The sequence below is a fragment of the Deinococcus cellulosilyticus NBRC 106333 = KACC 11606 genome (assembly GCF_007990775.1).
Taxonomy (GTDB): domain Bacteria; phylum Deinococcota; class Deinococci; order Deinococcales; family Deinococcaceae; genus Deinococcus_C; species Deinococcus_C cellulosilyticus.
The window spans coordinates 101,546-119,579 of sequence record NZ_BJXB01000006.1 but is presented as its reverse complement, the minus strand read 5'-3'; the positions used below and the strand labels follow the sequence as shown (position 1 = coordinate 119,579).

The window sequence follows — 18,034 nt, the reverse complement described above, 5'->3', positions numbered from 1 at the left end:
TCTATGGAAGTTCAGGGTTTACCATCATGGGACACCAGACAGCCCTGATGGGAGCTGCACAGTTGAAAGAGAGGACCCCATGCACACTTTTGCACGCAAACTCGCCGGAACCCTGGACCGCCTCACCCTCGGGAAAGTCCCGACCCATGAGCAGTACCGACTCCCCAGGGGCCTCACTGGGTTTTTCATTGGCGGAGACATGATGAAGCAGCACAGCCCAGAAACCCTCTGGACCCTTTCATTGATGCAACTGAAACCGGACAGTCAGGTGCTGGAAATTGGCCCTGGGGCAGGCGCACTGCTCGGGAGCATCGCAGAAAAACTCACTTCTGGACAGGTGACCGGACTGGACCTGTCCCACAGCATGGTGCAGATGGCATGGGCAAGAAACCTGAGGCATGTTTCACGCAGGCGGGTCAACGTGCTGCAGGGCAACGCCATGAGCCTGCCCTTCAAAGACCAGCACTTTGATGAGATCGTCAGTGTGCACTCCCTGTACTTCTGGCCGGACCCTGAAAAGGTCCTCTCTGAATGCCTGCGGGTCCTGAAACCCCGGGGACGGCTCATCCTCACCTTCATGCCCAGAAACCGCTGGCCCAATGAAGGCCAGGGGGCGACCTGTCATGTGTTCTCCGCAGAGGAGGTGGCAGCCCTGATGCGGAAGGCTGGGTTCTCTCACACTGAGGTGGTGCCCGGAGAGGCCCACTTCAGGGAGTGCGCCGTGATCGGGGCGATTTGACGTTCAGCGCAGGACTTGCTGGTACACGGTGTACCAGGACGAAACCAGGAGCACCAGAAACATCAGGCGAGACAGGACTTTTGGACGGCTCATTTGTCCTCCAGAACGCCCATGAACTCAATGCCGTAATTGCGGCTGAGGGTGGAAATGTGGTTCAGGCTGGGGCTCGGGTTCAGCAGGGGGGCAAGTTGCTGGTAAAACGCCTCTACCCCGGCAGGGTTGGCAATCACCCAGTGCTTGGCGGCCACGGTTCCGGTGTTTCGGTAGGCATGCATGACCCCTGAGGGGAAAAACACCACATCTCCAGGGTGAGCGGTCTGCCAGCCTTCGCTGGTCAGGCATTCAAGTTCACCATACAGCAGGATCAGCAGTTCATCCTCCCGGTGGTGAAGGTGCGGGGGGATGCTGCCTCCGACCTGGGTGGTCACCAGACCCAGGGTGTAGCTGCCGTCGGTGTCGATCCCGGTGAGTTTGAGTTGCACGTCTTCCAGGGCTCCATTGATGGTTTTTCCCTGGTCGGCTCGGATGATGCGGGCATTGAGATGGTTCATGGGTATCCTCTTGGACATCACTGTAGTTTGAGCAGCATGATTGAAGCGTGATTGGGCTGTGAATCGGGATTCTCGGTGAAATCCGTGGTCCTCAACCCCATACTTTCTGGCGTGACCTCAAACCACCAGAGCCCTGAACGTCTGCGTGTCTCACCTTCTGCTATGTTGATTCCATGCAATTTGAAGTCTGCGTGGAAAGCCTGGAAGGTGCAATGGCGGCGTACCGGGGAGGAGCCACCCGCCTTGAGCTGTGCTCCAGCCTGATTGAAGGGGGCCTGACCCCGAGTGCGGGACTCATTCGTGAAGTGAAAAGGCACTGTCCCCTGCCGGTGCATGTGATGGTTCGACCACGCAGTGGCGATTTTCTGCACACCCCGCATGAACTTGAGGTGATGCTCTCGGACATCGAGTTCTGCCATTTTGCCGAGGTGGATGGTCTGGTGTTTGGTGTGCTGGACAGCCAGGGCGAGGTGGACCTGCAGGCCATGGGGAAACTCATGCAGGCAGCCAAACGACTGCCTGTCACGTTCCACCGGGCTTTTGATGTGTGCAGAACGCCTGTGCGGGCACTGGAGCAGCTCATTGAACTGGGGGTCAAACGCCTCCTCACCTCCGGGCAGCAGCCCACTGCTTTTGAGGGCAGGCAACTGATCGCTGCTCTGGTCCGTCAGGCCAGAGACCGTCTGGTGGTGCTTGCTGGAAGTGGGGTGAACCCACAGAATGTGATCCCGCTCTTGCAGGCCACGCAGGTCCGTGAGGTGCATTTCAGTGCCAGATCCGGGGCTGCGAGCCATCCGGTGCACGTGCAGGAACGCCTGAAATTCGGGGTTTCTGAAGAGCACTGGGTCACCTCGGAAGAGAAGGTGCGGGCAGTGGTGAAAACCGTGCTGGGATGAAAAAAGGACAGCCGGAGCTGTCCTTCAAAAATCTGGTGGATTCATTCCAGCGTGGCAATGTTGTTTTTGAGGGCATAGAGCGCCGCCTGGGTGCGGGAGTTGAGGTTCAGTTTGCTGAGCAAACTTGAGACGTGCGTCTTGATGGTGGTCTCACTGACCTGAAGCTCCTCTGCAATGTTCTTGTTGGTGAGGCCCCGTGCGATCATCTGCAGGATCAGGGTTTCTTTGTTGGTGAGGTTCTCACGCATCTGGGGACTGCGGAATTCACGGACCAGACGTTTTGCGGCTTCCGGGTGCAACCTCACCTCTCCCCTGGCCGCTGCATGAATGGCTTCCAGCAGGGTTTCGGCACTGGCGTCTTTGAGCATGTACCCAATGGCTCCGGCTTCAATCGCAGCGTGGATGCGGTGTTCTTCCAGAGCACTGGTGAGGGCCAGGACTTCGATTCCGGGGTGCAGCTTGCGCAGTTCACGTGTGGCTTTCACTCCGTCCATCACGGGCATCATCAGGTCCATGATCACCACATCCGGCTGACACTCAGGAATCCTTTCCAGGGCTTCCATGCCATTGCTGGCCTCTGCGACCACCTCGATTTCACTGTCGAGGGAAAAATACATCTTCAGGCCCATGCGGACCACATCATGGTCATCGACCAGCAGCACCCTGACCACTTCAAAGTCCTCCATTGCGGTTCAGGAAAATGTCTCCGGAGACGGTTTTCACCTGGATGGTGAGGTCTGCAGTGCCATTTCCACTCTCGTAGGTGTTGTTGCCACGCTGTGTGAAGCCGTCCGTGATGATTTCACCGGAAACACTGCTGGTGGTGATGCGTGCATCAAGGTCGCTGGGAAGCTCCACAATCACCTCTCCACTGGTGCTCTGGATGGTGAGGGTGCCCGATGCACCATCGGGGATGCGGATGCGCTGGTCCCCTGAAACAGTGCGGGTTTCTGCGGTGAGGTCATTCACGGGCGGCAGGGTCAGGCTAAGTTCTCCAGAGTTTCCGGTCACCGAAACCCGCTCAAAACGGGTCTGGTCAAGTTCGATGTCCTGGTCTCCACTGACGGTGGAGGCTTCAAATCGGGCATCGTCGTTCACCTGTTTTGAGTCCTGGTTCTCGCTGCGCACCCGCAGTTCGCCGCTGACGGTCCTCAGGGAGACATTCATTTCGGCCTTTTCTGGGAGAACCACCCGCAGGTCTCCTGAAGCGGAGGTGCTTTTCAGGCCCAGCAGTTGCAGGTGGGAGGCGTCCAGGTTCATCTCACCCGATGCGGTGGAGAAATTCAGTTGCACAGGCACTTCATTGTTGATGTTCAGGCGCAGCCTGGGGGCCGTCCCTCCGAAGAGGACCAGGGGGCCCCGGTACCCTCTGGGGTACTGCTCGTGGAAGTTCAGGTCTGCGGTCCGTCCCGAGTTGGACCCTGAGCGTTCCATGCTGGCCCCTTTCGGGCCGGTGTAGGTGCCTTCCACGAGTTCGGGGGTGGTGTTGTCTTCCAGAATGATGTCGGTGCTCGCAGTCCTGAAGCTCAGGGTGGCTTCACTCGCCCGGTTGAGGGGTTCAACGAGGTCGCGTTCCACATAGGTGCCCTCTGCCTTCTCGTTGCTGATCACGGGCACACCCAGGGTGCCTCTGAGGAGGGCCAGGCCGCCCACAATCAGGAGCAGGCTGAGGAGCACACGGGTCACGCGGGGATCGGGTCCCTGGGAAGGGGTTTTCTGGCCTTGTGGCATTGGGGTCTGGTCTGAAATCTGTTTCATGGGGTTGCTCCTTGAGGATCAGTGGGGGAATTCGAGGTGAATGCGGGTGCCCTGTCCGGGGTGGCTGGAGACCGTGATCGATCCGGCCAGAAATTCAGCCCGTTCACGCATGCTCTTGAGTCCGAGGGTGCCTCCGGCGATTTCTGCGAGGTCAAAGCCCTTGCCGTTGTCCTGAATGTCCATCTCCCAGCCGAGGTCGGTCTGGCGCAGCACCATCGACATCTCGGTGGCTCTGGCGTGCTTTACAGCGTTGTGGGTGGCTTCCTGGGCAATGCGGTACACAGCGTGTTTCTTGACGGCTGAAAGCTGGGGTTCTTCGGGCAGTTCGGTGTGGATGGTCAGGCCGTAGCGCACCTTCATGGCGTGGGCCAGTCGGGCGAGGGCTTCACAGAGCCCCCCTTCATCGAGGGCGTCTTCCCTGAGGCTGAAGAGCAGGGCTTTCATCTCGGCGGTGCCCCCTTCTGCAAGCTGGATGGCGTAATCCAGGCTTTCTTTGACTTTCTGGGGGTCGCGTTCCAGCCAGCCTTTGGCGGTCTTGGCTCCCAGGGTGATGCCGTAGAGGGCCTGGGCCACAGAGTCGTGCAGTTCGCGGGCCAGCCTCTGGCGTTCCTGTTGTGAGGCCTGGGCCTGCACCCGGTCGATCAGCTGTGAGGTTTCGATGGCCACGGCCCCCTGATCGGCAAGGGCAGCCAGGAATTCCAGTTCACGCTGGGTGGGGGCCACACCTCTGCGGTAGAAGGCATGCAGCTGTCCAAGCTGCTGGGACTGGTACATCATCGGCACGGTCACCAGGCTTCCATCGGGCAGTTCCCGGATGAGGGGTTCAATCAGGACATCTTTCTCCCAGGCTGCGCGGTAATGCTTCTCGATGTGGGCACGTCCCTGCGGGAGGGTGTCGGGCAGGGAGAGCCTGGGGCGGGCTTCACTGAAGGCCCGGGCGAAGGTTTCCGGGATGTTGCGGGATGCTCCCATCCTCCAGCTTGCGCCTTCTTTGATGGTCACGGCGAGGGCAGATGCCCCGAGCGCCTCCATGCCCTGCCCGGCGATGTGCGACAGGGTGTCGTCCAGGGAGCCGCTGTAGGCCACGGCACTGCTGGTCTGCTTGAGGGCCTGCACTTCACGCTGGGCGTGCTTCGCCTCGCCGTAATCGGTCAGGAGGGCCTGATTGAGCAGCATCCAGCCCTCGGCGAGCAGGTTCAGCAGGCTCAAAGACAGCACGGTGACGCCCACGGCCACCACTTCCCAGATCACCCAGCCCAGAGGGTTGAGCTGGATTTCCACATCCCCAAAGTAGAGGGGCAGGGGGTAGAACAGCTGGGAAACGGGCAGCAGCAAGAACCCCAGGGAAATGGCCAGGAAGGTCACCACGATCACGAAAGAAGCAATCCCCAGGGGGAATTTCAACAGGGCGTAAAGCAGGGCCTTGTAGGTTCCAGCATCACTGAGGGTGGCTTTCGCCCAGTTCATGAAACCACTGGCCTGAATGATCGGTTTTTCACGGTACAGTTTCTGTCCGAGCAGGGTGGCCAGGGCGCGTTCGGTGTCCGCAAAGCGCAAAATGCACCACACCGTTGCCATGAAGAGCGGAAAACCCACCACCAGGACCAGCAGACCCAGGCCCAGTGAAAATCCGGTCACCAGCACCACGAAGTACAGGATGCCCAGGGGAAAAGTCGCAATCAAGTAGAACAATCGGCGGTAGGTCACCGCGCTGAAGAGCTCAGCAAAATACCCTGGAAGCTTGCCAGGACCAGATTCGGAAGTCGGTTGCACAGTCATCATGATGACACTCTAGGAGATGGAGGGGCACAGGTCTTCAGACCAAAGTAGGAGAAGCCTGTAAATTCCAGTACAGCAATGTGGCAGGAAATGTCCTGAAATGGGTACACCATGGACATCATGAACATTGCAACACAACACTTACGGCAGTTTTTGAATCAGACTGCAGATCAGGACCTCGCTTCCCTGCAAGGCCCCCTGGAGCACCTCAGGCTCGCCATCGAATTGCTGTTCCCGGAAGCCAGCCCGCCAAAAGCCCTGCATGCCCCCCAGGTGTTTGATGCCGCCCTCACCGAACAGGCCAGCGGTCTTGTTCAGCAGGTTTTGAAGGTGATTGAAGGAGAGCACACCGAGGAACAGCTCGGAACCGCCAAAACCCTGCTGATGGATGCCTACGGGCAACTCTCAGGCATGCCCAGCGTCTAGGGCCAGAGACTCAAAAAACACTTCACGGGACTGTTCAGGTTCCAGGTCCGGGTTCCAGAGGGTGATGGGAATCCGGACCTGTTTGATTTCGCCATTGGGGTACTTGCAGGTGCCCTCGTAGACCAGTTCCTTGCCGGAGAAATAGGCCCGGATGATCTGCCCGGCATCGTCAAGCTGCCCACAACCCCGCACTTCAACCGTGTTGCCGAACTGCACCAGTTCGACACGGCCTTTGAAGTGGATCAAGTTGATGCTTCCCGATTGAGGTGTCATGCCTGCTCCCGTTACAGGTGTGAGGATAAACTGATTGTAAACTGATTTGTAGCTGTAGTCTAGCTGAGATGTGCGGTGTGGGAAGATTTGCTGGAGGATCTGTGCCGTTTCAAAGAGCGGTCAGCCCTCGGCCGTCAGCGGTCAGCAAATGCTCAAGTGGGTTTCCAGAGGTGCACAAGATGATGCCAAAAGCCTCTGGAAGGTGCGTGAGATGATTTCATTGCCTGGAATTTTCTCAGAAGGAATCTCTGCCTTTCTGCACGTCGGCGGAACTGGAAAGAAATTGCAGGTGCCCTCTCTGAGTAAGTTTCGGGAGTGAATCAAGAGATTGTGCGATATTAGGCGTTGTTATAAATTTGTGAAATATTTATTTTTACTATTATGGTCTGAGGTCTTCCCGGGTGCTCTTGCCCCAGGCCCTTACCCGGTCTGCTGCCCCCAGAGGTTCTCCATTTGCATAAACCTCTGCAATGGTCATGTGCCACTCCTGAAGCACAGATTTACGTTCTGGAACAGGTTTGAGCACACGCTGGGGACCGTTGTAAGCAGCTGCTGCCCTCCTGCGAAGTTCTGGGACCTGTGCATTCTGGTCGATCCTGAGGACCAGACCCCCTTTCAGGTTTTCGATGGCACTGTCCTGAAACATGGCGGGATGCTGGAGGTTGTAGCAGGCCACAGTCAGGAAGTGCTCTGAGAGGAGGTCAGCATCCTCTGCCTCCCAGACGAGCACCTGATGAAACATCTCTTCACAGGTCACTCCGCTGGTCCATGCTGCGCCACATTCTGGGCAAGTTCGTGTTTCTGTCATCCCTGGTATCCTTTCGCCTGCAAGGTGTACATGTGGGCATAGGTTCTGCCCTGGGCCATGAGTTCAGCGTGCGAACCACTTTCTTCTATCACTCCATTTTCCAGAACGATGATGTGATCGGCCAGACGCACGGTGCTGAAACGGTGGGAAATGATCACGGTGATGCGGGAGTGGGCCTCCTTGCGCAGGGCCTCAACCACTTCAAATTCCGCATTTGCGTCAAGGGCTGCAGTGGGCTCATCGAAGACCAGCAATGAGGCTTTGCGGTAGTAGAGCCGGGCGAGGGCCAGACGCTGCCATTGACCCCCAGAGAGTTGCCTGCCTCCGGTGAAGAGGCGTCCAAGCTGGGTGCTGTACTGTTCGGGCAGGGTCTCAATGAAGTGGGCTCCTGCGGTTTCTGCGGCCTCCTCCACCCGTTCCGAGGCATTTGTCTGCGTTTCCGGGTGGTCACTGAGGGCAATGTTCTCTCGCACGGACATCTGGTACTGCCCAAAGTCCTGGAAGATGATGCTCATGGCCTGCTGCAGGCTGCGCACACTGAAGGTGCGGGCGTCCTGTCCGTTGATCAGGATGCGCCCGGCGGTGGGTTCAAAGAGTCGGGTGAGCAGTTTCACGATGGTGGTCTTCCCTGCCCCGTTCTCTCCCACCAGGGCCAGGGCATGTCCTTTTTCAATCCTGAAGCTGACCCCTTTCAGAATGTCGCGGTCTGTGAAGGGATACCGAAAGCTCACCTGCTCGAATTCCAGCGTGTCGATGGTTCCACTGAAGGATTCTCCGGCATCCAGGTCCCGGGCAGGAAGTTCCAGGAATTCAAAGAGGTTGCGCATGTAGATGACGTTCTGGTACAGCCCTGAAAAGCCGTTCAACAGGGTGGAAAACTGTCCCTGAACCTGGGTGATCCCCAGAATGAAGAGGGAGAAATCCCCCACGGTGATCTGACCGGCCACCGCCCGCAGCAAGATCAGGTAGGTGGCGAAAGCAATGACCAGGGCAGAGAAAATGGAGGCTCCAAGGCTCCACAGGCTTCTGGCCCGCACCAGGGGAACCAGTTGTGCCCGGAACTTGCGGTAGTACTCCTGCCATCGGGTCAGCAGGTAAGGCTCGAAGTGAAAGAGCCGCACTTCCTTGACCAGGGCGTCCGAGGTGAGGATGCTGCCCAGGTAGTTCTGCACCCGGGCATCATGGGTGCGGCGGCGGATCATGCGGTACCCTTCCATGCCAAAACGGTTGGAGACCCACACGGTGGGCAGGGTGGCCAGCAACACCAGTGGCAGGATCGCCCATCCCAGGCGGGCCATCAGGGCACTGATGGAGGCCAGCGTGATGACCGCCTGCCCGAGGGCAATCACCTGGGTCAGCACCCCGAGGGGGCGGCTTCCGACTTCCCGGTAGGCATTCTGCAGGGCGTCGTAGGTTTCCGCGTTCTCGAAGCGTTCCACTTCAAGTTCACTGGCCTTGTTGAGGATTTTCTGGGAGATGCGGTTTTGCAGGCTGTCTGCAAAGAGTTCTCTGACCATGCCCTGCCAGGTGGAGAGCAGGCTGCCCAGAATGCCGATTCCAACTTGCAACAGAAGGATTTCCACAAGCTGGGTGAGGTTGTTCTGCTGCTGGGAGATGGCTGCAGTGACGGCATCAAGCAGCAGTTTGGAGACCCAGAGGGTCGCTGCTGGCAAAAAAGCCTGCACAACGCTCAGCATCACCAGCAGAAAAGCCTGTGCGGGTGCGGTTTCCCACACCAGGGAGAGTGTTTCTCTGAGGTCTTTGATCTGGGTGGAAAAATCGGTCTTCGGTGCGCTGGAAGTCACACTGAAATGGTAAACCTTCTGGCATGGGTCAATTGGGTTTGAAACGGTGTTTTGCTGGGGAATGTTCTGTGATGGTGACCTGGCACCTTGACAGAACTCTGCATGTAAGATATTTTTTTACATGTAATCGGGCCAGCGTGCCCATCAGCAGATTCTGTATTCCCACCATCCCTCCCACTTGTCGGCAGACGTTTCAGCGTGCCGCCCCCTCATTCCCCAGGAGAACCCACATGATTCTTGTCACTGCAGCCACCGGACAGCTTGGAAAGCTCACCATCAAAGCCCTTCTCGAGGCAGGCACCGAACCCTCCCGCATCATTGCCGGCGTGAGAAATCCTGAAAAAGCGCAGGGTCTGAAAGCCCTGGGCGTGCAGGTGCGCCCCTTAGATTACAGCCAGCCTGAAACCATCAAATCTGCCCTGCAGGGGGTGGAACGCCTGCTGCTGATCTCAGGCACCAACTTTGGACAGCGCGTTCAGGAGCACCAGAATGTCATTGAAGCTGCGAAGAAAGCTGACGTAAAACTCCTGGCCTACACCAGCATCCTCAACGCAGGAGAAATGATGCTGGCTGGAGAACACAAAGGCACCGAAGCCGTCCTGAAAGCCTCCGGGGTTCCTTATGTCCTGCTGCGCAACGGCTGGTACAACGAAAATTACCTCAGCAGCATCCAGCAGGCCGCAGCCACGGGCAAAGTGTTCGGAGCTGCAGGAGAGGGCCGCATCAGCAGTGCCGCCCGCAGCGAATATGCCGAGGCCGCCGCACAGGTCCTGCTGACAGATGGTCATGAAAACCAGACCTATGAACTGGGTGGAAGCAACAACTTCACCCTGGCGGAGCTGGCTGCAGAAATCGCTCACCAGACCGGGAAGGAAGTCAGCTACCACAACCTTCCTGCCCAGGAATATGAAGCCCTGCTGGTCCAGTTTGGCCTTCCTGCGGGTTATGCCCATGCTCTGGCTGACTCTGACACCGGGATTGCCAGAGGTGAGCTGTTCACGGAGCGGGACGACCTGACCCGACTGATCGGTCACGCAACCACCCCCATTTCAGAAACCGTCAGGCAGGCCCTTGAGGTCGTTCCTCAGTCCTGAACTGCAGAAAGAAACCCTGTCTTGCTCAGGAGGACAGGGTTTTTTCATTTGATCGGTTCAGTCGTGTGCTGTCACAACATCCTGGGTTTTGCCCAGTTGCCGGAGTTGCAGGTGGGTCAGGTGCTGGTCGATCATCACTGCAGCCTTGTTGCCCGATCCCATGGCAATGGTCACCTGCTGGGTCTGCGGTTGCACATCCCCTGCCGCCCACACGCCAGGAATGAATTCGGTGTCCAGGCCACCTGCTTTCCTGAGCTGGCCTCTGGGACCAGTGACGATGTGGTCCCTGGGACCGATTTCTGCCCCGAGCTGTTTTGCAAGGTCGTTGCGGGGAAACTTGGGGTTGGAGACGTAATAGGCGTCTGCCTCCACACGGGTGCCATCGTTCAGGATCAGGGCATGCACCCGACCTTTTGAGCCTTCCACATCCTGAATCTGACCCTCAATCACATCAAAGCCCAGTTCCTTGCGTTTTGCTTCCCACTCAGGCTTGAATTCAGTGGGACCCGTGAGCAGCAGGCGCACCCTGGATGCAAACTCGGCAAGATAACTGCCCTGGGAGACCCCACCATTGGGGTTGTGGCTTTCAATGACCACCACATCCTGCCCGAGCAGCTCTGGGGACTCACAATCCGGGCAATAATAGGTGTTGCCTTTTGCGGCGTACTTGAACCAGGGCTCGAAATCCCCATTCACCAGAGGGTGATGGCGGGCAACCCCGGTGGCCAGCAGCAGTGTCCTTGCCTGATACACGCCTTTTTCTCCGGTCAGCTGAAAATGGCCTTCCGAACCCGAGACCTCAACAATGCTGTCCTTGACCACTTCGGCTCCGGCTTCCTGGGCTTCTTTCAGCATGGTTTTCTGGATGGTGACCCCAGGTTTGCCAATGAACCCTGGCACGTTCCACAGGGGTGTGGTGGTGTACCAGAGGGGGCCTGTGCGGCGGTCCACGACCAGCACCTTTCTCTTGTGAAAGGCGAGGTGTAAAGCAGCAGTCAGGCCTGCAGGCCCGCCGCCGATGATGATGGTGTCATAAAGCTGGGATTCAATCACGGAAAACTCCTCCTACCCATGTACGGAAAACAGGTCGGGTGCGGTTCAGGAAAAACCCCAGTCTGAGCGAATTCACACAGGGATGCCGTCCACTTCCTCCTATACTGGTTTCACTTCATTTTCATGCGGAGGATTTATGGAAAGCCTGAACTGTCCGGTGTGCGGACGCGAATTGCCCATCACCCTTGCCCAGGTCACCGATGTCAATGACTTTACCTGCAAACACTGCGACACAACGTTTGCTTTGAACAATCCCCACACACCAGAAGTCACGGTCGATCCCAGCCAAGAGCCCTCTGTCACGCAGGACACGGCCCGCAATGTCGCCATGAACCCGTACACCCGCAGTGAAAACCGGGATGTGGGTGAATCGGAACGCCTGGAGTCCATTGAATTCAGTTATCAGGAAAATGGGCAGGCCAAATTGCTGATCATTCCAGTCCGGCAGATCTCCTGAAGGTGTGGGAGTTCCCTCTGAAGGTTCAGGCCTGCAGCACGCTGATCCAGAGGTAACGCAGACCAAAACCCAGCATGGCCCCAGGGATCAGGCCCATCCAAACTTCATCCACTCCCTGTCCCACTTTGCGGATGACCAGGAAGAGCAGGTATCCGAGCAAGACCAGCACTGCAACCACCAGACCAGCCATCAGGCCCATCAGGTAACTGAGCATTGAAATCAGGCCCAGCAGCAAACCCACAACAAAAGGTTTCATGGAGTCCAATATAAAGAGTTCAGGGAGAGTTTGATAAGGGCTGCCATCAAAAGACCCGGAGGGGATGGCCTCCGGGTCCGTGGTTTGTGAACTCAGGACGCTTTGTAGGTCCCATCAAAGATGTTGCGGGCCAGACCGGTGAGGTCTCCCCCTTTCTCGATGGTGTTGATGAAGGCACTGCCCACCACCACACCGTCTGCAACACTGGCAATTTTTGCTGCGCTGGCACGGTCACTGACCCCGAAGCCCACGGCCACGGGAAGACCGGTGTGCTGCTTGGCGAGCTTCACCAGGTCAGGCACTTCATAGAGGGCCTCGCCGGAACGGGCTCCGGTCACCCCGACCACACTGACCGCATACACGAAACCCGTGCAGGAACGGGCAACCAGTTCCACCCGGTTGGGGGTGCTGGTGGGAGCGATCAGGAAGGTGAGTTTCACATCGTATTTTTCAGCGAGGGGAATCAGGGTGTCTGCCTCGTCTGGGGGAAGGTCAGGGAGGATCAGACCGTCAATGCCTGCTTCCTTGACATCCCGAATGAAGGCCTCTTCGCCCCAGGCCAGGATGGGGTTGTAGTAAGTCATGACGAGCAGGGCCTTGTCGGTCTGCTTGCGCACTTCACGGATGGCATCAAAGAAGTCCAGCATGGTGAAACCCTGACGCAGGACTTTCTCGGTGGCCCTCTGGATGGTGGGACCGTCTCCGAGGGGATCGGAGTATGGGAGCCCGATTTCCATCAGGTCGGCCTGCTCCAGCAGGGCCAGGGCGTCTTTCACGAACTGGGCTTTGCTGGGATAACCGGCAGGCAGGTAGGGGATGAAGGCGGCGCGGCCTGATTTTCTGGCATTGTCAAAGGCTTGCTGAATGCGGCTCATGCATTCACCTCAACTTTTTTTTGCTGCAGTTCCATCAGGCGCATGACTTCGGTGACATCCTTGTCGCCACGTCCAGAGAGGGACACCACAATGATCTGGTCTTTGGAGAGGGTGGGCGCAGTCTTGAAGACCTGTGCAATGGCGTGACTGGTTTCGAGTGCCGGAATGATCCCTTCAAAGCGGGTGAATGCCTGGAAGGCTTCCAGGGCTTCCTCGTCGGTGATGGGGGCGTATTCGGCCACACCGGTCTTGGCGTAATAGGAGTGCTCTGGACCGATGCCAGGGTAATCCAGACCTGCGCTGATGGAGTGGGCCGGGGTGATCTGTCCGTCGTTGTCATAGAGCAGGTACATCTTGGAACCGTGCAGCACCCCGACTTTTCCTCCGGAGACGCTTGCAGCGTGGCGTCCGGATTCGACCCCTTCCCCTGCAGCTTCCACACCGATGATGCGGGGACGCTCGTTTTCAGGGAGGTAGGCGAAAGGTGCAAACAGACCGATGGCGTTGCTTCCACCACCAACGCAGGCGATGATCACGTCAGGCACTTCGCGGCCTTCAAGTTCTTTCAGTTGCGCTTTGGCTTCTTCGCCGATGATGCTCTGGAAGTCACGGACCATCATGGGGTAGGGGTGCGGACCGACCACAGAGCCCAGGATGTAGAAGCTGTCCCGCACGTTGGTCACCCAGTCGCGGATGGCTTCGTTGGTGGCGTCTTTCAGGGTGGAGGTGCCACTGGTGACCTCGCGCACTTCTGCACCGAGCAGTTTCATGCGGAAGACATTGAGGTTCTGGCGGCGGATGTCTTCTGCCCCCATGTACACCACGCATTCGAGTCCGAACAGGGCGCAGGCGGTGGCCGTGGCCACCCCGTGCTGTCCTGCTCCGGTTTCTGCAATGATGCGTTTTTTGCCCATGCGTTTTGCCAGCAAGGCCTGACCGATGGTGTTGTTGATCTTGTGGGCACCGGTGTGGTTCAGGTCTTCACGTTTGAAGTAGATTTTTGCGCCACCGAGGTGCTCGGTGAGGTTGCGGGCAAAGTACAGGCGGGAGGGACGACCCACGAATTCACGCAGGTAGTAATCGAATTCTCTGAGGAACTCAGGATCGGTTTTGGCTTCCTGATATGCGCGGTTCAGTTCATCGAGCGCAGGAATCAGGGTCTCGGGGACGTAACGTCCGCCGAATTCGTCAAACCGGCCTCTGGCATCAGGCAGAGCAAAGGTCGGGAGATTGAATTGGCTCATGTGAGACACTATAGCGAGCTGTCAAGGAATTTCTTATACGAATTGTCTAACTTTGCTAGAGGACTTGAAAGAAGCTCGCGGGCTGAAATTGTACCGGGTACATCGTACCCTAAACTCTTTGTCAACTGCGACACAATCGCATGTGGGTTCATGTTATTGTTACGCAAATCGGACACCGAGGGTGCACCATTTCTTTTCGCCAACCTTACACCTTGAAAGTCGGCCATCAGGGGAACATGCCAGTACTCAGGTACGGAACACCCCAGAACCTGCTGCAAAGCCACCTGCCTTGGGGTCGCCGTGAAAAGGTCTGCACCCCGCACCACCTCTGTCACTCCCATAAGGGCATCATCAACCACCACCGCCAGATGGTACGCAAATACCCCATCGTTGCGTTTCAGGACAAAATCACCCACCTCTGATTTCAGGTTCTGGGTGAGGGTGCCCATCAGGTGATCCTGCACCGTGATGATCAGATCAGGGACGTTCCAGCGCCAGGACACAGGACGATCTGGCTTCAGCTCACCTTGCAAGCAGGTGCCAGGGTACACCAGTTCTGCACCGTGGGGCGCAGAGGCAGACTCCAGAATGTCTTTGCGGGAACAGGTGCAGGGATAGGTGTCCAGCTTCTGAAAGGCCTCTTCGTACAGGTGAAGGCGCTCACTCTGGATGTGCTCCTCATCCCAGTCGAGACCCAGCCATTCCAGGTCCTTGCGAATCGAGTCGTAAGCAAAGGGCCTCACCCGCGTGTGGTCCAGGTCCTCAAAACGCAGAATGAAACGGCCACCCTGCGCACGGGCATGCAGCCAGGCCAGGAGTGCCGTGCGGGCATTCCCGAGGTGCATGTTCCCAGTGGGGCTCGGAGCATACCTTCCCACCACGGGAGAATCCACATTCAAGTTTGTTTTCCCTGTCTCAGTCATGATTGAAAGCCATTCCGCACAATCTGCCACACACCCGGTGACATCTGCAGCCTCAAGCATTCTACAAGGCCATTCTCATCTGGGACAGGGTTCATTTGCACCAAAAATGAACCGAGGCTGAAATGGGCTTCATTTGCACTTTAGGAATTCCTCGTGATCCTGTCAGGTTGGGTGCCTATAGTCTGGAACAACGAAAGGAGCAACACATGAAAAAACACACCTCATTTTTGATTGCCACCCTGATTCTGGGTGCAGCCAGTGCACAGACCAACACCCAGGCTTCCAGCACCCTGAACGCAGACCTGAAAACCAGCACCGTGGTTCTGGTGGACAGCAAAGGAAACACTGTGGGCACCTATGACTCCAATGGCAAACTGACCGTCAAAGGGGACCTGAAACTCGCCAGCAAGGTCGTGGTGACCGCAAAGAATGGCAGCAAACAGGAATTCCAGCTGTCTGGACAGGTCAACAGCACCACCCAGCTTCAGGCCCTCAAAGTCAATTACAACAACAAATCCACTTCTCTGGTGTCATTGTTCGCCAAGAGCAACACTGGTGGCAGCACCTCCACTTCCAGCAATGTCAATGGCAGCACAACCGGCCAGACCAGCAGCAGCACATCTGGTAACGTCAGTGGTGGCGTGAGTGGTGGGGCCAGTGGCAGCACCTCCTCCGGTTCAGGCAGCACTTCTGGCAGTGCCAGTGGTGGTGTGAACATCAACATCGGTGTTGGTGGAAGTGGCAGCACGGGTGGCGGTTCCGGCAGTGGCTCTGGCAGCGTCGGGATTGGCATTGGTGGTGGCCTGGACCTGAACCTGGGCAGGTAACATCAAAATTCCACAAGAACAGGCAGGAGATCCCTGCCTGTTTTTCAGTTGAGCAAATGGATAAGGCTGAACCCTCAGACTGCGTTGCTCCTGTCTGGTGAAGTGACTTGTCCGTGTGACCCGAATTGTACGACATGGGATTTGTCAGGCCTCAGCTCTCCAGCTATAGTAATGGCATGAAAAAATGGATGATTCTGGCGGCGCTCTGCGCCGGTTATGGAAGCGCTACCAGCATGCAGGGAGAAGTGGTGTACCAGATTCTGGTGGACCGTTTCGCAGATGGAGATTCCACCAACAACCAGGGGGTCAACAAAGACGACCTGAGGGCCTGGCACGGAGGGGACCTCAAGGGCATTCTGCAGAAAATTCCTTACCTGAAAAGCCTGGGGGTGACCACCCTATGGCTGACCCCCATCTACCAGCAGCAGACGGGCAACACCTTCGGCACTGCCCCTTATCACGGTTACTGGCCTGCCGATTTCCAGAAAGTAGACTCACACTTTGGGACCCTGGAGGACTTCCAGACCCTGCTGAAAACCGTGCACGACAACGACATGAAGCTGATTCTGGATCAGGTGATCAACCACACCGGATACGATGCCAGCCTGCCCAGAGAAAAACCGGACTGGTTTCACGGTTCCAACTGTGAAAGCCTGGGCAACCCTGAAGTGTTCTGCCCTCTGGCCGGACTCCCTGACCTCAAACAGGAAAACCCAGAAGTGGCCCAGTTTCTGATGGAAAACGACCTGTTCTGGACAAAGCTGGGTGTGGATGGATTCCGTTATGATGCCATCCGCCATGTGCCAGCAGACTTCATCCAGAAGCTCGGAGCACAGGATCAGGCCAATGGCGTGTTCACCCTTGGAGAGGTCTTCGAAACGGCCAGTGTGCAAAAAGTCGCCGCCTTCCAGAAACTTGGGCTGAACAGCGTGTTTGATTTTCCGCTGCGGGAAGCCATCAACCAGACGGTGATGAAAGGGGCAGGTTTCAGCCAGGTGCGGGCCATCCTCAACCAGGACAGCGAGTACACCAACCCTGCGGAGCTTGCCGTCTTTCTGGACAACCACGATGTGACCCGTTTCGCCTCCGGGAACCTGTTTGAGGCAGAGGGGGCAAAACGCACCCAGTACGGCATTCGCGCCCTGATGACTTTGCGCGGATTTCCGGTGATCTACCAGGGAACCGAGATTGCCATGCGGGGCGGCAACGACCCCGACAACCGCCGTGACATGCGCTTCGAGGAAAGCTGGACTGAAACCGAAAAAGCCACCTTCGAGGTGACCCGCAAAGCCATTGCTGTGCGCAAAGCCAGTGAAGCGCTGAGTAAAGGTACATTAAAACTGATTCCGGTGCCGTCTGCCTATGAGGAAGAACTCTTACTGTTCATTCGCGAGAGCGGCACAGAAAAAGTGCTGGTGGCATGGCACAATGGGAAGGAACGTCGCACCTTCAGCCTGAAGATGAATGTGCAATCCCCCCTAACCCAGGACCTTTTCGGTCAGGATGCCAGGCTCAGCGGCTCAAATGGCTTCCTGCACCTGTCCCTTCCTCCCCGCTCTGCCGCAGCCTTCACACATCCTGAATGATCCAGACTGTCCTTTTTGACCGCGATGAAACCCTGGGCTACTCCGATGCCACCGTGTATCAGGAGGCCGCCCGCATGGTGCTCGAACACCACCCCGAACTCTCCGCCCGGCAGGTCCTGAAGGCCATGCAGGAGCAGTGGGCTGCCAGCGACCTGGCCTGGCCAAATTTGCGCACCCACGAAGACGAAGAAGCCTTCTGGCAGCAATACTGTGAAGAACTGGCTGTCCGCATGGGTGTGCCTCTGGACACCGCCTATCAGGTTCGCAAGCATTTCCCCTACTGGGCGTTCCTGCGGTCCTACGAAGACACCGAACAGGTCCTGCAGATCCTCAAACAGAACGGGTACACCACGGCCATCCTGTCCAACACCCTCCCAAGCATGGAACCCACCCTGGTGGCCCTGGGCATCGAAGGCCTGATCGATCAGGCCTTCGCCAGTTGCTCCCTGGGGGTGCACAAGCCCGAGGTGGAGGTGTTCAGCAAGGTTGCAGCACTGCTCGGTCAGCGACCTGAGCAGATCCTCTTTGTGGATGACAAACTCGAAAATGTCGAGGCTGCCAGACAGGCAGGCATGGAAGCCCTGTGGATCGACCGTGCCAACCGTGACCCTGACGCCATCCATGACCTGCATGGGGTGCTGGATCACCTTGGTCTGACCGTTCAGGACTGAACATTTTTACGTC

At 57.4% G+C, this 18,034-nt stretch carries 20 protein-coding genes; 8 read left to right on the top strand and 12 right to left on the bottom strand.

Features of this window, described 5'->3' with window-relative positions; translation table 11 throughout:
- The first annotated feature begins 79 nt into the window (after positions 1 to 79).
- Positions 80 to 739 (top strand): class I SAM-dependent methyltransferase, encoded by a 660-nt coding sequence (locus DC3_RS08495; RefSeq protein WP_146883920.1) that lies wholly within the window; start codon positions 80 to 82, stop codon positions 737 to 739.
- An 89-nt stretch (positions 740 to 828) separates the two neighbouring features.
- On the opposite strand, the gene DC3_RS08490 is transcribed toward DC3_RS08495, so the two are convergent.
- Positions 829 to 1,290, bottom strand: coding sequence for a cupin domain-containing protein (locus DC3_RS08490; RefSeq protein ID WP_186815917.1), 462 nt, complete (start codon positions 1,288 to 1,290; stop codon positions 829 to 831).
- 173 nt (positions 1,291 to 1,463) lie between these two features.
- Between DC3_RS08490 and DC3_RS08485 the strand changes: the two genes are divergently transcribed.
- On the top strand, positions 1,464 to 2,186 hold the full coding sequence (locus DC3_RS08485) for a copper homeostasis protein CutC (protein ID WP_146883918.1): 723 nt from the start codon (positions 1,464 to 1,466) through the stop codon (positions 2,184 to 2,186).
- 41 nt (positions 2,187 to 2,227) lie between these two features.
- On the opposite strand, the gene DC3_RS08480 is transcribed toward DC3_RS08485, so the two are convergent.
- Genes DC3_RS08480 through DC3_RS08470 form a run of 3 tightly spaced genes read right to left on the bottom strand, consistent with a single transcriptional unit; the run spans position 2,228 to position 5,726 of the window.
- Positions 2,228 to 2,872, bottom strand: coding sequence for a response regulator (locus tag DC3_RS08480; protein WP_146883917.1), 645 nt, complete (start codon positions 2,870 to 2,872; stop codon positions 2,228 to 2,230).
- Positions 2,859 to 3,944, bottom strand: coding sequence for a DUF4097 family beta strand repeat-containing protein (locus tag DC3_RS08475; RefSeq protein ID WP_146883916.1), 1,086 nt, complete (start codon positions 3,942 to 3,944; stop codon positions 2,859 to 2,861). The genes DC3_RS08480 and DC3_RS08475 overlap by 14 nt, the downstream gene beginning before the upstream one ends.
- 18 nt (positions 3,945 to 3,962) lie before the next feature.
- Positions 3,963 to 5,726 (bottom strand): sensor domain-containing protein, encoded by a 1,764-nt coding sequence (locus tag DC3_RS08470; RefSeq protein WP_146883915.1) that lies wholly within the window; start codon positions 5,724 to 5,726, stop codon positions 3,963 to 3,965.
- 117 nt (positions 5,727 to 5,843) lie between these two features.
- Here DC3_RS08470 and DC3_RS08465 point away from each other — a divergent pair, with 117 nt between their 5' ends.
- Complete coding sequence (locus tag DC3_RS08465; RefSeq protein WP_146883914.1) at positions 5,844 to 6,149, top strand: hypothetical protein; 306 nt, start codon at positions 5,844 to 5,846, stop codon at positions 6,147 to 6,149.
- Here the strand turns inward: DC3_RS08465 and DC3_RS08460 are convergent.
- The 3 genes from DC3_RS08460 to DC3_RS08450 form a co-directional block, all read right to left on the bottom strand.
- Complete coding sequence (locus DC3_RS08460) at positions 6,129 to 6,422, bottom strand: hypothetical protein (protein ID WP_146883913.1); 294 nt, start codon at positions 6,420 to 6,422, stop codon at positions 6,129 to 6,131. The genes DC3_RS08465 and DC3_RS08460 overlap by 21 nt on opposite strands.
- 379 nt (positions 6,423 to 6,801) lie before the next feature.
- Entirely contained in the window at positions 6,802 to 7,230 is a 429-nt protein-coding gene (locus tag DC3_RS08455) for a DUF5946 family protein (RefSeq protein WP_146883912.1), read from the bottom strand.
- Complete coding sequence (locus DC3_RS08450; RefSeq protein WP_246130608.1) at positions 7,227 to 9,035, bottom strand: ABC transporter ATP-binding protein; 1,809 nt, start codon at positions 9,033 to 9,035, stop codon at positions 7,227 to 7,229. Before DC3_RS08450 ends, DC3_RS08455 begins: the two co-directional genes overlap by 4 nt.
- A gap of 230 nt (positions 9,036 to 9,265) precedes the next feature.
- Here DC3_RS08450 and DC3_RS08445 point away from each other — a divergent pair, with 230 nt between their 5' ends.
- Positions 9,266 to 10,129: an SDR family oxidoreductase gene (locus DC3_RS08445; RefSeq protein ID WP_146883911.1), complete on the top strand. Its 864-nt coding sequence runs from the start codon at positions 9,266 to 9,268 to the stop codon at positions 10,127 to 10,129.
- A gap of 57 nt (positions 10,130 to 10,186) precedes the next feature.
- Here DC3_RS08445 and DC3_RS08440 read toward each other — a convergent pair whose 3' ends face one another.
- A complete protein-coding gene (locus DC3_RS08440) occupies positions 10,187 to 11,182 on the bottom strand; it encodes an NAD(P)/FAD-dependent oxidoreductase (RefSeq protein ID WP_146883910.1) in 996 nt (331 codons plus the stop codon).
- 136 nt (positions 11,183 to 11,318) lie between these two features.
- On the opposite strand from DC3_RS08440, the gene DC3_RS08435 reads away from it, so the two are divergent.
- Positions 11,319 to 11,639, top strand: a complete 321-nt coding sequence (locus DC3_RS08435; protein ID WP_146883909.1) for a CpXC domain-containing protein — start codon at positions 11,319 to 11,321, stop codon at positions 11,637 to 11,639.
- 25 nt (positions 11,640 to 11,664) lie between these two features.
- Here DC3_RS08435 and DC3_RS08430 read toward each other — a convergent pair whose 3' ends face one another.
- The 4 genes from DC3_RS08430 to gluQRS all read right to left on the bottom strand — a co-directional run bounded on the left by DC3_RS08430 (position 11,665) and on the right by gluQRS (position 14,913).
- A complete protein-coding gene (locus DC3_RS08430) occupies positions 11,665 to 11,895 on the bottom strand; it encodes a hypothetical protein (protein ID WP_146883908.1) in 231 nt (76 codons plus the stop codon).
- Between the two features lie 92 nt (positions 11,896 to 11,987).
- The gene (trpA, locus tag DC3_RS08425; RefSeq protein WP_146883907.1) at positions 11,988 to 12,770 is read right to left on the bottom strand and encodes a tryptophan synthase subunit alpha; all 783 of its coding nucleotides are present in this window, start codon (positions 12,768 to 12,770) and stop codon (positions 11,988 to 11,990) included.
- Positions 12,767 to 14,014 carry a tryptophan synthase subunit beta gene (gene trpB, locus DC3_RS08420; RefSeq protein ID WP_146883906.1) on the bottom strand — a complete coding sequence of 416 codons (1,248 nt, stop codon included), beginning with the start codon at positions 14,012 to 14,014 and terminating at the stop codon, positions 12,767 to 12,769. The genes trpA and trpB overlap by 4 nt, the downstream gene beginning before the upstream one ends.
- An 8-nt stretch (positions 14,015 to 14,022) precedes the next feature.
- A complete protein-coding gene (gluQRS, locus tag DC3_RS08415; RefSeq protein WP_371863435.1) occupies positions 14,023 to 14,913 on the bottom strand; it encodes a tRNA glutamyl-Q(34) synthetase GluQRS in 891 nt (296 codons plus the stop codon).
- Positions 14,914 to 15,143: 230 nt separating this feature from the next.
- Here gluQRS and DC3_RS08410 point away from each other — a divergent pair, with 230 nt between their 5' ends.
- From DC3_RS08410 to DC3_RS08400, 3 genes are all read left to right on the top strand, one after another.
- Complete coding sequence (locus DC3_RS08410; RefSeq protein WP_146883904.1) at positions 15,144 to 15,764, top strand: hypothetical protein; 621 nt, start codon at positions 15,144 to 15,146, stop codon at positions 15,762 to 15,764.
- A 176-nt stretch (positions 15,765 to 15,940) separates the two neighbouring features.
- Positions 15,941 to 17,350, top strand: a complete 1,410-nt coding sequence (locus DC3_RS08405) for an alpha-amylase family glycosyl hydrolase (protein WP_146883903.1) — start codon at positions 15,941 to 15,943, stop codon at positions 17,348 to 17,350.
- Complete coding sequence (locus DC3_RS08400; protein WP_146883902.1) at positions 17,347 to 18,021, top strand: HAD family hydrolase; 675 nt, start codon at positions 17,347 to 17,349, stop codon at positions 18,019 to 18,021. Before DC3_RS08405 ends, DC3_RS08400 begins: the two co-directional genes overlap by 4 nt.
- Positions 18,022 to 18,034 lie beyond the last annotated feature (13 nt).